Source organism: Paenibacillus sp. JGP012 (genome assembly GCF_014203995.1).
GTDB classification, from domain to species: Bacteria; Bacillota; Bacilli; order Paenibacillales; family Paenibacillaceae; genus Paenibacillus; species Paenibacillus silvae.
Genome location: NZ_JACHKG010000023.1, coordinates 50,300 through 63,842, shown reverse-complemented (window position 1 = coordinate 63,842; position 13,543 = coordinate 50,300). Strand labels below are relative to the sequence as shown.

At 47.8% G+C, this 13,543-nt stretch carries 11 protein-coding genes; 9 read left to right on the top strand and 2 right to left on the bottom strand.

What is annotated here, in order from left to right:
- The first annotated feature begins 586 nt into the window (after positions 1 to 586).
- From HNR77_RS22575 to HNR77_RS22560, 4 genes are all read left to right on the top strand, one after another.
- Positions 587 to 1,660 carry a galactose ABC transporter substrate-binding protein gene (locus HNR77_RS22575; protein ID WP_184189491.1) on the top strand — a complete coding sequence of 358 codons (1,074 nt, stop codon included), beginning with the start codon at positions 587 to 589 and terminating at the stop codon, positions 1,658 to 1,660.
- 75 nt (positions 1,661 to 1,735) lie between these two features.
- Positions 1,736 to 3,259: a sugar ABC transporter ATP-binding protein gene (locus HNR77_RS22570; protein ID WP_184189448.1), complete on the top strand. Its 1,524-nt coding sequence runs from the start codon at positions 1,736 to 1,738 to the stop codon at positions 3,257 to 3,259.
- A complete protein-coding gene (gene mglC, locus HNR77_RS22565; RefSeq protein WP_184189447.1) occupies positions 3,256 to 4,275 on the top strand; it encodes a galactose/methyl galactoside ABC transporter permease MglC in 1,020 nt (339 codons plus the stop codon). Before HNR77_RS22570 ends, mglC begins: the two co-directional genes overlap by 4 nt.
- A 330-nt stretch (positions 4,276 to 4,605) precedes the next feature.
- Positions 4,606 to 6,168, top strand: a complete 1,563-nt coding sequence (locus HNR77_RS22560) for an ATP-binding protein (protein WP_260410779.1) — start codon at positions 4,606 to 4,608, stop codon at positions 6,166 to 6,168.
- A 221-nt stretch (positions 6,169 to 6,389) separates the two neighbouring features.
- Here HNR77_RS22560 and HNR77_RS22555 read toward each other — a convergent pair whose 3' ends face one another.
- Entirely contained in the window at positions 6,390 to 7,538 is a 1,149-nt protein-coding gene (locus tag HNR77_RS22555; RefSeq protein ID WP_184189445.1) for a DUF418 domain-containing protein, read from the bottom strand.
- Positions 7,539 to 7,738: 200 nt separating this feature from the next.
- Here HNR77_RS22555 and HNR77_RS22550 point away from each other — a divergent pair, with 200 nt between their 5' ends.
- The 5 genes from HNR77_RS22550 to HNR77_RS22530 all read left to right on the top strand — a co-directional run bounded on the left by HNR77_RS22550 (position 7,739) and on the right by HNR77_RS22530 (position 12,349).
- On the top strand, positions 7,739 to 8,746 hold the full coding sequence (locus HNR77_RS22550; protein WP_184189443.1) for a helveticin J family class III bacteriocin: 1,008 nt from the start codon (positions 7,739 to 7,741) through the stop codon (positions 8,744 to 8,746).
- Positions 8,747 to 9,060: 314 nt separating this feature from the next.
- Complete coding sequence (locus HNR77_RS22545) at positions 9,061 to 10,056, top strand: NUDIX hydrolase (RefSeq protein WP_184189442.1); 996 nt, start codon at positions 9,061 to 9,063, stop codon at positions 10,054 to 10,056.
- 2 nt (positions 10,057 to 10,058) lie between these two features.
- Positions 10,059 to 10,535, top strand: coding sequence for a riboflavin biosynthesis intermediates N-glycosidase (locus HNR77_RS22540; protein WP_184189440.1), 477 nt, complete (start codon positions 10,059 to 10,061; stop codon positions 10,533 to 10,535).
- Position 10,536: 1 nt separating this feature from the next.
- Complete coding sequence (locus tag HNR77_RS22535) at positions 10,537 to 11,556, top strand: TIGR02452 family protein (protein ID WP_184189438.1); 1,020 nt, start codon at positions 10,537 to 10,539, stop codon at positions 11,554 to 11,556.
- Positions 11,557 to 11,926: 370 nt separating this feature from the next.
- A complete protein-coding gene (locus HNR77_RS22530) occupies positions 11,927 to 12,349 on the top strand; it encodes a macro domain-containing protein (protein WP_184189436.1) in 423 nt (140 codons plus the stop codon).
- Between the two features lie 214 nt (positions 12,350 to 12,563).
- On the opposite strand, the gene HNR77_RS22525 is transcribed toward HNR77_RS22530, so the two are convergent.
- Positions 12,564 to 13,520, bottom strand: a complete 957-nt coding sequence (locus HNR77_RS22525; protein ID WP_184189487.1) for an iron-hydroxamate ABC transporter substrate-binding protein — start codon at positions 13,518 to 13,520, stop codon at positions 12,564 to 12,566.
- Positions 13,521 to 13,543: the final 23 nt, after the last annotated feature.

The window sequence follows — 13,543 nt, the reverse complement described above, 5'->3', positions numbered from 1 at the left end:
GTAATCGAAAAAATCTGGGGATAACAGCGATTGGGAGGTTGTTCTGTCATCGGAGTGGCTGTTGTATAAGCTTTACTTCTATACAAATTCAACTATTCATCTACACGTGAACGGAGAGGACAGAAAAAACCTGGAAAAGCGAAGCGTTCGCCTTTATCACCGGATTTTCCCTTTTGGAAAAGGGAATCGAAAAAATCTGGGGATAACAGCGATTGGGAGGTTGTTCTGTCATCGGAGTGGCTGTTGTATAAGCTTTACTTCTATACAAATTCAACTATTTATTTACACGTGAACGGAGAGGACAGAAAAAACCTGGAAAAGCGGAGCGTTCGCCTTTATCACCGGATTTTCCCCTTTGGAAAAGGGAATCGAAAAAATCTGGGGATAACAGCGATTGGAAGGTTGTTCTGTCATCGGAGTGGCATGTGTAAAATTTTTCGTTCAATTTAGATATTTATATAGAACAGATAAATTGAGGAGGATTTCGATAAAACAGATGAAGATATTGTATTCGAATTGAATGTAAACCCTTTCATAATAGAGATATCGGTAAAGCCGAATGAACTTGGGGGAGGTCATCAGAATGATGAAAAAAACGTGGATGACGCTGTTGCTGACGGTATGCATGGCAGTGGCGGCAGGATGTGGCAACGGGGGAAGCGGTGCGGGCGGAAACGAAAACGCAGGAACAGACAGCGGAAGCAAGACAGAAGCCGGGGCCCAGACTGAAAATCCGAAGATCGGAGTTGCCATCTACAAATTCGATGATACGTTCATGACAGGCGTACGGAACGCGATGACTGCGGCAGCGGAGGGCGTAGCTACTCTTGATATTGTAGACAGCCAGAATGCGCAGCCGACCCAGAATGAGAAAGTGGATCTGTTCGTGTCCAAGAAATACAATGCCATGGCGGTGAACCCGGTAGACCGGACAGCAGCGGGTGTCATTATCGACAAGGCCAAAGCGGCCAATATTCCAGTTGTTTTCCTCAACCGTGAACCTGTGGCGGAAGATATGAACAAGTGGGATAAAGTGTATTATGTCGGTGCCAAGGCCGAAGAGTCCGGCACGATCTCCGGTCAGCTGATTGTGGATTATTGGAAAGCTCATCCCGAGGCTGACAAAAACGGGGATGGCAAGCTGCAGTACGTGATGCTGAAGGGTGAGCCGGGTCACCAGGATGCCGAGCTGCGTACCAAATATTCCGTTCAGGCGATTCAGGATGCAGGCATCGAAGTGGAGGCCCTTGCCGAGGATACAGCCATGTGGGATCGGGTAAAAGGGCAGGAGAAGATGCAGGCATTCCTCGCCTCCCATGGCGACAAAATCGAAGCCGTGCTGGCTAACAATGATGATATGGCACTTGGTGCGATTGAAGCGTTGAAAGCAGCCGGGTACTTCAAGGATGGCAAAACGATGCCGGTCGTAGGTGTAGATGCTACAGCTCCGGCAATTCAGGCCTTGCAGGACGGCACGATGCTGGGCACTGTGCTGAATGATGCGAAAAACCAGGGGGCGGCAACGGTAGCTCTGGCAGCAGTTCTGGCTAAGGGAGAGACACCAACAAAGGACAATACGAAATTTGATATTACGGACGGAAAGTATGTCTGGATTGCTTACAAAAAAATTACGAAAGACAACATTGCCGACGCCCAATAATAGCAGCAGAGAGGGACGTATGTCATTTGGGCAGCGTCCTTTTTTGACCGGTCAGATGAAAGGGGAGGATATGAAATGCAGTCACCTTATCTGCTGGAGATGAACGGAATTTCGAAGGCTTTTCCCGGTGTGCAGGCACTCAGCGAAGTGACACTGAAGGTGAAGCCGGGAACTGTTCACGCGCTGATGGGCGAGAATGGAGCGGGTAAATCAACCTTGATGAAATGTTTGTTCGGGATGTACCGTCCCGATGCAGGCACGATCCATATTGAAGGAAAACCTGTAGATATTCCAAATTCCAGGGTTGCTCTGGAGAAAGGCATCTCCATGATTCATCAGGAGCTGAATCCGGTTCCGTACCGTCCGGTGATGGAGAACATATGGCTGGGACGTTTCCCAATGAAGGGCCTGCTGATTGATGAGAAACGCATGTATGCCGATACAAAGGCGCTGTTTCAGGACTTGAATCTGGATATTGAGCCCAGGGCATTAGCTGGAACGTTGTCTGTATCCAAAATTCAATCGATGGAAATCGCCAAAGCCGTTTCGTTTCATTCCAAAGTCATTGTCATGGATGAACCCACTTCTTCCCTGACAGGCAAGGAAGTGGAGCAGCTGTTCACCATTATTAATGAACTGCGCAGCCGCGGTGTGTCGATCATCTATATTTCACACAAGATGGAGGAAATTTTAACGATATCGGATGAAGTAACGATCATGCGGGATGGATGTGTCGTAGGAACCTGGGATGCCGCTGATCTGACCACCGACCTGATCATTACCCGAATGGTGGGGCGGGATCTGAGTGAACGCTTCCCGGAACGGCTTAATGTCCCCGGTGAAGTCATTCTCCAGGCAGAAGGACTGACATCGAATCAGCCCAATTCATTTCGGGATGTGTCCTTTAATTTGCGTAAAGGCGAAGTGTTAGGCATTGGCGGTCTGGTGGGGGCGCAGCGTACGGAACTGGTGGAATCGTTATTTGGCTTGCGCGGCCTTGCTTCCGGTACGATATCTATTCATGGACGAAAGGTGAAAATTAATTCGCCCGCCGCAGCGAAACGTCATAACATTGCGCTCCTGACTGAAGAGCGGCGGGTAACCGGTATTTTCCCGGTGTTATCTGTCTATGAAAATACGATTATTGCCAGCCTTGGTCGCTATCAGAATCGTCTGGGCTTGCTGGATGAGAAAAAGGGACGTGAAGAGGCAAAGCAGCAGACGCAGAAGTTCAGAACCAAAACGCCTTCGGTTAACAATTTGATTCGAAACCTTTCAGGTGGAAATCAGCAGAAGGTGCTGCTGGCTCGCTGGCTGTTAACGGACCCGGAAATTTTGCTGCTGGATGAGCCGACACGCGGAATTGACGTTGGAGCCAAATTCGAAATCTATACGATCATTACCGAGCTGGCTCGTCAAGGTAAAAGCATTATCATGATCAGCTCGGAGATGCCTGAATTGCTGGGCATGTCAGACCGCATCATGGTGATGAGCGAAGGACGTCTTACCGGTATTGTGGACGGAGCCGATGCCACGGAGCAGCATATTATGAGGCTGGCCGCCCAACAGCGGATGGCTGGTCAGGAGGATCACAGATGAATACAACTCTAGTTAATCAAGTGAAGCAATATGTAGCCCAGCGTGCGATTTTTATCGTGCTGATCCTGCTCGTGATCGGAATCGCGATTGCCGATCCGAACTTTCTCGCCTTTTCCACCCTGCGGGACATATTACAGCAGTCCTCAACCAGGGCCATTATTGCGCTGGGTGCAGCCTTCATTCTCGTGACGGGAGGCGTCGATCTGTCTGCCGGGCGTGTTGTCGGTTTGACAGCGGTTGTATCGGCATCCATGCTGCAGATCGATACTTATGCCAACCGATTTTTCCCTGATCTGCCGCAGCTGTGGGTGGGATTGCCCATCATCATTGGCATTGTGGCAGGTCTGCTTGTCGGGTTGGTCAATGGCATTATCGTAGCCAAACTGCATGTCCCGCCTTTCATTGCCACACTGGGTACAATGGTTGCCGTGTACGGGTTAAACTCGATCTATTTCGATACCGAGCCTAATCAGTCACAGCCGATCGGGGGGCTTAGACCCGATTTTACAACAATAGGCTCTGGATATATTGATCTGGGCGGAGGGTATTCGATCCCTTATATCGTGCTGATTGCAATCGGCGTTGCACTTATCTGCTGGATTGTTTTCAACAAAACTCGTCTGGGTAAAAATATGTATGCAATCGGTGGAAATATTCAGGCAGCCCACGTATCCGGCATTCATGTCGCTCGCAATCTGATTGCACTGTATGCGATTGCGGGTGCACTTTATGGACTGGGCGGTGTGCTGGAAGCAGCTCGTACCGGTGGGGCTACGAATAACTACGGCAACATGTACGAATTGGATGCCATTGCTGCGTGTGTAGTTGGCGGGGTCTCGACAGCCGGAGGAATCGGAACCGTACCGGGTGTTATGGCCGGGGTGCTGATCTTTGGTGTCATTAACTACGGCCTCACCTTTATCGGTGTCAGCCCATACTGGCAGCTGATCATCAAAGGCTTGATCATTGTAGCTGCCGTTGCATTCGACATTCGCAAGTATATGGCTAAGAAATAAAAGCATGTTCTCATCGAATCATCAGCATGATCTATAGTGAAAAGCAGCAAAGAAGCCAGCCCTCAGATTCAGAGAGCTGGCTTTAATATTTGATTATTCATTTCGTGGTTATGTATATATACTGATTTTTAGATGCGTAATCATACACTTTTTCATATTGCAATTACTTCATATGCCCTATTGTTTTGAGAAATTATACATCCTTGCGAATTTTGTTAGCTTCCAATAATCGACAACATCAGCTAATCATAATCGATATAATATTTGTGGATATGTTGTTGCTAGTGTGACTTTTGTCTAAGGGGGCGAGGCTATTTGCTAAGTTACACAATGAAGATGGTAATATTCCCACTAGGTTGTCTGCTTGTCATTATATCCTCATATATATTGGGACAAACATCTCATCCGATCCTGATGCTGGTTACAGGTATGTTGCTAGTTGCGAGCATATGGGGAGAGCGGCGTTATCCTGTATTACGAGTGATACAATGGCTGATCCTTGGTTCATTTCATTATTTCAGTCAATTGAACTGGTGTAACCTGCTTTATTATATGCTTATTCTCTCCATGATCCAGAACAAACAGAAGCTCATCCAAACGTTACCGATCTCTGTGCTTCTAATGCTGCAGTACACCGTGATCCGACTTTCTTACGTTTCGGTGCTGGATGCGTACAGTTTACTGGTGTCTATATTTGATCTGCTGACCTCCGTTGTCATTGTTGTTATATACCATACGTTGATGAATAGTGAAGCGGAAAAACGCAAGCTTCGGGAAAAGAATCAGTTTCTTACTCTTCATGATCCTCTCACAGGATTGTTGAACTATGAAGGTTATATGGAGGTACTTCATAAGACGATGGAGGAAAAGGGCTCCTTCCTGTTAGTGCTTTTGAATGTACATAATTTCAGCGGATACAAAAAAGCCTCGGAAGACCCTTGGTGCTCGGTCATCACGGGTACAGGCAATATGATTACAAGCCAGTTTCCGGAAGCCTACGGCATCTCGCGGTATGCAGGTGACCGATTTGCCATCGTGTTGCCGCAAATACAGCATATTGAGGAAAGGATATCCTGTTTGTTGGCCAATGAGCTTCAGGGACTGCAAGTAGGTTATAGCATCTCACGTTATCCGAGTTTGTCACAGACATTACAGCAATTCATGACCACTGCCGAGGACCAGCTGTTACAGCAGCAGCGCAGCCAGTGGATCAAAAATGAAGAGGAGATATTTCGCTCCGAAAGACTGCGGGCGGTAGGAGAATTGGCTGCTGGCATGGCTCATGAGATTCGTAATCCACTTACTGCGATCAGGGGGTTTCTGCAGTTGTCCCGTGGACAAGCTTTTAATATTGCACCGTGGTATGAAGTGATTATGAGTGAGGTGACGAGAGTTACCGATTTGACGGGCGAATTTTTACAATTTTCCAAGCCGCAAGTCAATCATATGAAACCGGAGAAGCTGGCACAGTGTCTGGAACGTGTGATGTCTTTGACTGAATCGGACGCAGCCTCAAGAGGGCATCGAATTATCCTTGATATGAAGGATGAATCGGTGTACGTGAACATGGATCGGGATAAAATTGTACAGGTTCTGATTAATCTGATTCGTAATGCGTTTGAAGCAATGTCGGACCCGGGAGAGGTACATATGGATATGCTGAAGGAAGGGGATAAGGTACTTATCACTGTATCTGATACAGGTAGCGGAATTCCTGAAAGTTCGCTTTCTTCTATTTTTAATCCGTTTTTTACAACCAAAGAGGAGGGCACGGGTCTGGGACTTGCGCTTTGTCAAAAAATAGTTCAGGATCATAACGGTAAAATTACCGTACAGAGTGAGCTTGGTACAGGATCAACCTTTACGTTGTGCCTGCCTGTTGAAGCGAATTAATTGCGGGAGAGAGGAAACAAACTCGTGCTTCGGGCTGTACCAGCAGACAGAAAGAGCAAAACGTATATAGTAAATAGTAAAGCCAGCGCACAAAGGAGGGAGTATAGCTTGCTGGGTTCGTTATTCAATTTCAATCAAGCAGGGCTGTCTCACATCCATCGGTCGTTGATCAAGATCAATCATTGATGGTGTGGGACAGCCCTTTTTGGCATGAAGGTTATTTATATTGAGGTTTCCTGTGACTTGCTTCCGGGTGCGGGCGAGATGGACAGCTTGCGCCATAGCCATTCTACCGGCCCTAGCTTATATTTTCGCAGCCAGAAGTGCGAGAACAGCATTAACATCAGACAGATCCCAAGCCACATCAACAAAATGAAGATAGATGACGGCCGTCCGCCAAGTCCGAAGCCCCATCCATAGAAGAGTACAGAGGCAATGATGTTCTGTAAAATGTAACAGCTCAGTGCCATTCTGCCAATCTCCCCGAATCGACGCAGCAGTCCGGGAATTTTCCCCTTTTCCATGATCATAGCAATGATTCCGACATAACCGAGCGTGAGTACGGGGGCACTGATGTAACGTACCCAGATATCCATCATGCCGCCTGGCACAAGCAGCAGAAGATTCAGAGGAATACCCGCTCCAAGCCCGATGATCATCAGTTTATGGCGTTTGAGACGCCCAGGCCCATCGCTGGAGAATACACCTGTCCGCATAAGCAGTGATCCGAGCAGGAATAGAAAGACATTGAGCGGAATGATCGCGATGGACTCGGCACGGAAAAATCCGAAATTGTTCAGCCGGAACATCACTTGCTCCCACCATGTCCCGGTGGCATACAGCCGGGTAATCATATCCATCCCGTTAAAGGTTGAACCGGGCTCAAGTGCCAGCAGGGCTGTGATTCCTATAACGCCGATCACATGGATGCTACCCGCGATTCCCATCATTATCAGCATAAAACGGCGGGAACGATGAATGATCAGAGAAACAATCATACCTGTGACAGCGTAGCTCATCAGCACATCATACTCCATCACGAACAGGTAATGAAGCAGACCATCCAGCAGCAGCAGTGCGCATGACCAGATATAAACTCCAGGCCATTGATATCCGTCACGAGCCGCTTTTTGACGTTTCAATTCCATGCCAGCACCAAATAACAGCGTGAGCATGCCTAGAAATTTTCCGTTCACCAGTATAAGCATGATGGTCTGCAGCAAGCGATCCCCTGAACTCCACCACGGCTCAAGTGCATTGCCAAATACCAGATTCAGATCACCCAGATAAGCAAAAATCCAGATGTTTGTTCCTAATGTTCCAACAATGGCGAAACCTCGAAGAATATCCAGTAAGACAATACGTTTCATGAAGCCCTCCTTAATTAATACAAATGAATTAAAAACAATATAGCACAGTTGTACTATAAAATACAGTGTAAACGATTTGAGAGTTTGGTGTTTATAAATATGGAAAATATGGTATTATCTATTAGGTGTAGTTTGAATTCAGAGGCCGTCGATCAGAGCATATATGTTCAAAAAACATAGGTAACAAAGGAGGCAATGGTATGTCTAATCATCAATCTCGGCGTTTTACGGCCATGCAATGGAAAACATTAATATCTTCTTTTCTTGCATTCATCCTGTTGTTGGTGTCTGTTGCGCCGGCTTTTGCCGCTTCTCCGGGAAAAACGGTCAACGCTTCGGCCAAGCTGGCGTACAATCTTAAAGGACTCAAGTATGATAAAGCTGTGCAAAAGGCATATATCGCCAGTAAATATGTATACGTTACGCAGCGTGTAAATGGGACATGTCATCTCTCTAGGCTGCTGATCAAAGGCAGCAATGCAGAATATGTGGATCATATGACGATTACAAACAGTGGTCATTGCCAGACACTGGATATGTATACGTACAATGGATCGAACTATTTCTATTTTAGCTCCAAAGCAGATCCATCAACGTCTTATTACTGGTCGCTTCAGGTAGCAAGACTTCAATATCAGGCGGGTAAGACGGTTAATTATACCGATCTGCATCGCTTCACTTATATGAACTACGCGAACAAAAAGGGTTCCAAACAAGGAACGACATATCGGGTGGATGGCGGTGGCAACAGCAATTATACCGTATTCCGGATTCAAACGAGGGAGGGTAAAGACTCCAAAACAGATAAGGTGGTATGGTCTGTGTATGATACGGCTGCATTGAACAGGCTGCTTGACCAGAACAAGCAGGTTCGGATGGACAGCTCAGCAGCGATCAAAGCGGCAGTTTCCAGCTTCACGCAGTCGGGCAGTGGCATTATTAGACCGAATGGTTCTTTTCAGGGCGCGGACTTGCTAGGTAAAACACAAATATTTACTTCCGGCGGGGCCGAAGGACAAACACCTCAGATTGCTAAAATCTCAAGCTCAGGCACATATCAGACTCTTGTGAAAATAACGAATGTCGGAAAGCATGAAATTGAGGGTGTGCAGAACAAGAATGGCAATGTCTACTTTACAATTGTCACAGACCCTGGAAACAAAAAGAACGGGCAGAAAATATACTATGTCCCGGACAGCATATTTTAAGGTGAGTCAACCTCTGGCTGGACTCTGAACACTACACTATGAAGTTCTAGGAACTCACTGGGAAGAAAAAAATGCCGTCGTGCTTGCTCTGTATGTTATAGAGCCAGGCGACGGCTTTTTGATGTTTGCGTGGTGCAAGGGCTCTGATGATCATGACCTTGGTTATCAGGCAGGGCGCCGCGTGTCGGAGCTGCGTTTGGTGGTGTGGTGTAAAACGAGCTGCACATGATTTGACCTGCATATATCGAATATGCTACAGTGTTATTAACTTATTGTTAATAACAAAATGATAATAACAGATTGGGGGCATAATCATGTCTCGTGGAGATAGAGAGAATGGAGCCGCAAGTGATACAGGGGCTGAGGCTGAATTACATGCAGAACAGCTTGATCGGAGTAAACCTGTGCTGGGCTCTGTGCAGCAGGAGCTGTCGGCTGTAAGCGAAGAGGAATTTCTCAGAACATATGATGCAGGAGATTATGAACGTCCTTCAGTCACTGTCGATATGCTGGTATTTACGATTCGCAGTGAAGAACAAGAGAATTATCGTAAGCTTGCGGAGCCGGAGCTTGGGTTACTGCTGATTCGCCGGGGAGGTCACCCTTATCTGGGCCAGTGGGCATTGCCCGGGGGATTCGTATCCATGCAGGAATCACTGGAGGATGCTGCGCGGCGAGAATTACAGACAGAGACGGGGCTGGATGACATCTATCTGGAGCAGCTCTACACATGGGGAGATGTGGGCCGTGACCCGCGTACACGCGTAATTAGCTGCTCTTACATGGCATTGGTGGACAGCAGTGAGCTGGAGCTTGAAGCCGGCGATGATGCCAGTGAAGCAAGCTGGTTTCGAGTGGAGCAGAGGCTGATCGAGGAGAAGCGGCATATCCACGAGCATGGGCTTGTGACAGAGCGCAGACTTCAGCTCATGTTGAGCAACGAAACAGAGCAGCTATCGGCCATAGTAGAGACGAAGGAGCAGGTGCAGGGGCGTGTACGCAGCAGCAGTCTGAGTCTACTGCAGGCTCACGGAATTGCTTTTGACCATGCCAAAATCATTCATTATGCGCTGGAGCGGCTGCGCGCCAAGATTGAATATACCGATATTGCGTTTAATCTGATGCCTGAGAAATTCACGCTGACCGCGCTGCAGAAGGTGTATGAGATCATTAGCGGCAAAAAACTGCTGGCTGCTGCCTTTCGGCGCAAAATGGCAGATTGGGTGATCGAGACGGGGGAGTATGCAAGCAGTGCGGGTCATCGGCCATCCCGCTTGTATCGGTTGAATCCCGAGAGGGAGGTGATATGAGGATGGAGAAGTTTACGTTTTTCTGGCACACAGCATCACCATTCTCCCAGTGGCACCCGGCTAATTTTATCGTGAACGGGCTTCAATACACCAGTGCGGAGCAATATATGATGCATCAGAAAGCGCTGCTCTTTGGCGATCTGAAGATCGCAGAGCAAATCATGAGCACGAATTCGGCATCGGTGCAAAAAAAGCTGGGCCGACAGGTCAAAGGTTTTGACCAGACCGTATGGGAAGCCGAATGCCAGCGCATTGTTTATGAAGGCAATCAGGCAAAATTTACACAGAACGAGAAACTGCTGGCGGCTTTGCTGGCTACTCGTGGTACAACACTTGTGGAAGCAAGCCCGGATGACCGGATATGGGGCGTGGGACTTGCCGAGGAAAATCCGCGTATTCGTAATCGCTCGACTTGGCGAGGAACGAACTGGCTCGGAGAGATTCTGACACGTCTGAGAGAAGAGATAGGAGATGCTTGAAATGAGTTATTACGAAAAAAACAATAAACACAACCAGTACAATAGTAAGGCTAATGGAGCTAATGGAGCTAATGGAGCTAATGGAGCTAATAGATCTAATACATCAGCAGACCGTACAGCCGTCAACTCGCGTTCCGGGCGCTCGCGTATTGCCCATCAGACGTTGGAGATTCTGGAAGAAGGTACGTACGTGAATGGATATGACCGTGCCGTTCATATCAAGGAAGATATGCAGCAGGCCATTCAGAACTCCGTGCTCTATCGTCCTTCGGAGCTTTCTCTTTTGAAGGAAAAGCTGCACAAAGGAGAGCAAGCTGACTCATCAGGGAACCAGCAGGAGTCCAAGTCTATTGTCTCTCAAGGAAAAGCGGAGAGAATCGAAGTAACCGGAGAAACGACACTGGCGGCGGCTGCTCGCCTGACGCTGGAGGAAGGAAGAACGGATGTTGTGTGTCTGAATTTTGCATCGGCCAAAAATCCGGGCGGCGGATTCCTCGGCGGAAGTCAGGCTCAGGAGGAAAGCTTGGCACGTGCAACCGGGCTGTATCCGTGTATTGCCCAGATGCACGAGATGTATGAGTATAATCGCAAGCAGCGCTCTTGTCTCTATTCCGATTATATGATCTATTCACCACATGTGCCTGTGATTCGGGATGACGATGATCGATTGCTCGATCAGTACTATACCAGTTCATTCATTACGGCACCAGCAGTCAATGCAGGTGTGGTCAAGGAGCGGAACGAAGCAACGGATGAGCAGATTCATGCGGTGATGAAGCAACGTATTCGATATATTCTGGAGGTTGCGGCTGCCCACGGTCATCGAACGATTGTGCTGGGGGCTTTTGGCTGCGGAGTGTTTCGAAATGAGCCTGCGCAGGTGGCAGCTTATTTTGAAGATATACTGGTTCAGGAGCGGTACCGTGATTATTTTGATCGTATCGTTTTTGCCGTATTTGACCGAAGCGCAGGACAACGAACGCTGGAGACGTTCCGCCGAATGCTATATAAGTTGAACTAAATTTTTTTACACACACCACTCCGATGACAGAATAACCTTCCAATCGCTGTTATCCCCAGATTTTTTCGATACCCTTTTCCAAAGGGGAAAATCCGGTGATAAAGGCGACCGCTCCGCTTTTTCAGGTTTTTTCTGTCCCCTCCGTTAACGTGTAAATGAATAGTTCAACTTATAAAGCAAAGGAAATTTGAGATGGTAATACGAACTTCCATGTACGCGACAGTACGTGCATCAAAGGATGCAACAGAAAGTACATGATTATTACAGTGTCATACATGAAGCGTAGTTCGCTTGGTGTCAGGACGACCAATAGCTTTAGGAAACGGAGTGGTGGAGTATAATCCACATCGCAGGAAAGGATTGATATTACATGCAGTTTGATGAACGGCAGCAGGATTTGTTTGAACTGGAGGAGGAATATTCCCTGGCACACTGTATATCGGCTGACGCACGGATGGGCAAGGGGATCGCTGTGCAGTTTCGGGAGAGGTTTGATCTGAAATCCCTTCAGGAGCAGGCCCGGCAGGAGCCGCTGGAGATTGGCAGATGTTATCCGGTTGGACGGACGCTGAATCTGGTTACCAAAGCTAAATTCTCCAATAAACCGACGTATTTGTCATTAACCCAGGCAGTGGAGTCCATGCGGACAGTCTGTGAAGAGCAGGGAATTACCCGGCTGGCTATGCCTCGAATTGGATGTGGGCTGGACAGGCTGAAGTGGGAAAAGGTTATCCTTATTATTCAGAATACGTTTGCAGATATGGATATAGAGATCGTCGTGTGTACGGTGTGATAGAAATCGTTGTGTGTACGGTGTAATGGGTTATGATAAAAATAAAAAAACCTCAGCCTGATAAGGGAAACGCAAGGCATAGAGAGCTATAACACTAGTTAGTGTTCATCCCTATGCCCATTGAACAGGAGCATCATGCTCACTGTCTTGTTAACGCGGTTCCCTTGCCAAAGCGAGGTTTTTTTGTTGGTTGCAGCGTCAGGCGAAGCTTGATTTACTTTTTAGAAAACATTTCTTTCGCTTCGTCCATTGCCATCTTGTTGCCGATCGAGGAATAATCAAGCCAAGGCTGCGCCCCGATTGGATATACATGCCCGGCTTTGACAGCCTTCAGCCCTTGCCAGATCGGATTGTTTTGCAGCTCCTTGAACATCGTTTGTGCTTCATCATCCGAGTTCACCACAACAAAAATGGCATCAGCATCATAGTCGGGCAGCACTTCACGTGATACGACCTGATACGGCTTGGCGGTATCCATATCCTTGATGCCTTTGGCTGGAGTCAACCCGAGGTCGTCGTACAAAATAGGGCCCATTGGACGGCGTGTGCTGAATACACGCAGCTCCTTGGCCGTGACACGAATCGCCATCACGGTACCATCCCCGATCTGATTATGAATCAGAGATTTCACTTCCTTCGTTTCCGCTTCATAATCCTGAATATACTTCTCGGCCTGCTGCTCGCGGTTCACCAGCTTGCCAATCTCCTTCAGATGATCACGCCAAGTGCCATTGTCGAGGTTGAATACATGCACAGGTGCAATTTTCTCGAATTTGGCGATATCGTCACCGGAAAATTCCTCATCCAGATAGATTACATCAGGTTTAAGGGCAAGCAGTGCCTCCATGTCCGGGTCTTTTACAGAGCCGAGCGGTGTTGTATCCTTCAGGCGGTCAGCGACATGGGACAGGAAACCCTTTGCTTCGCCGCCAATAACGGAGCCGACCGGGGTGATGCCCAGGGAAAGCAAATCATTGGTCAGGTGGATGGACATGGATGCAATTCGAGGTTCACCTGAAGTTGCAGCATTGGTGGCATTGTCCGCCGAACTGCTCGTATTTGTGTTTTTGTCAGTCTTGTCAGAGGCAGATGTGGACGTTTTGGCTGCCCCGCAGGCCGCAAGGACAAGCACCAGACTTATCGTAAGCAAAAGCATTAGTTTTTTCTTCAACATAGTTGTCATTCTCCTTGAAC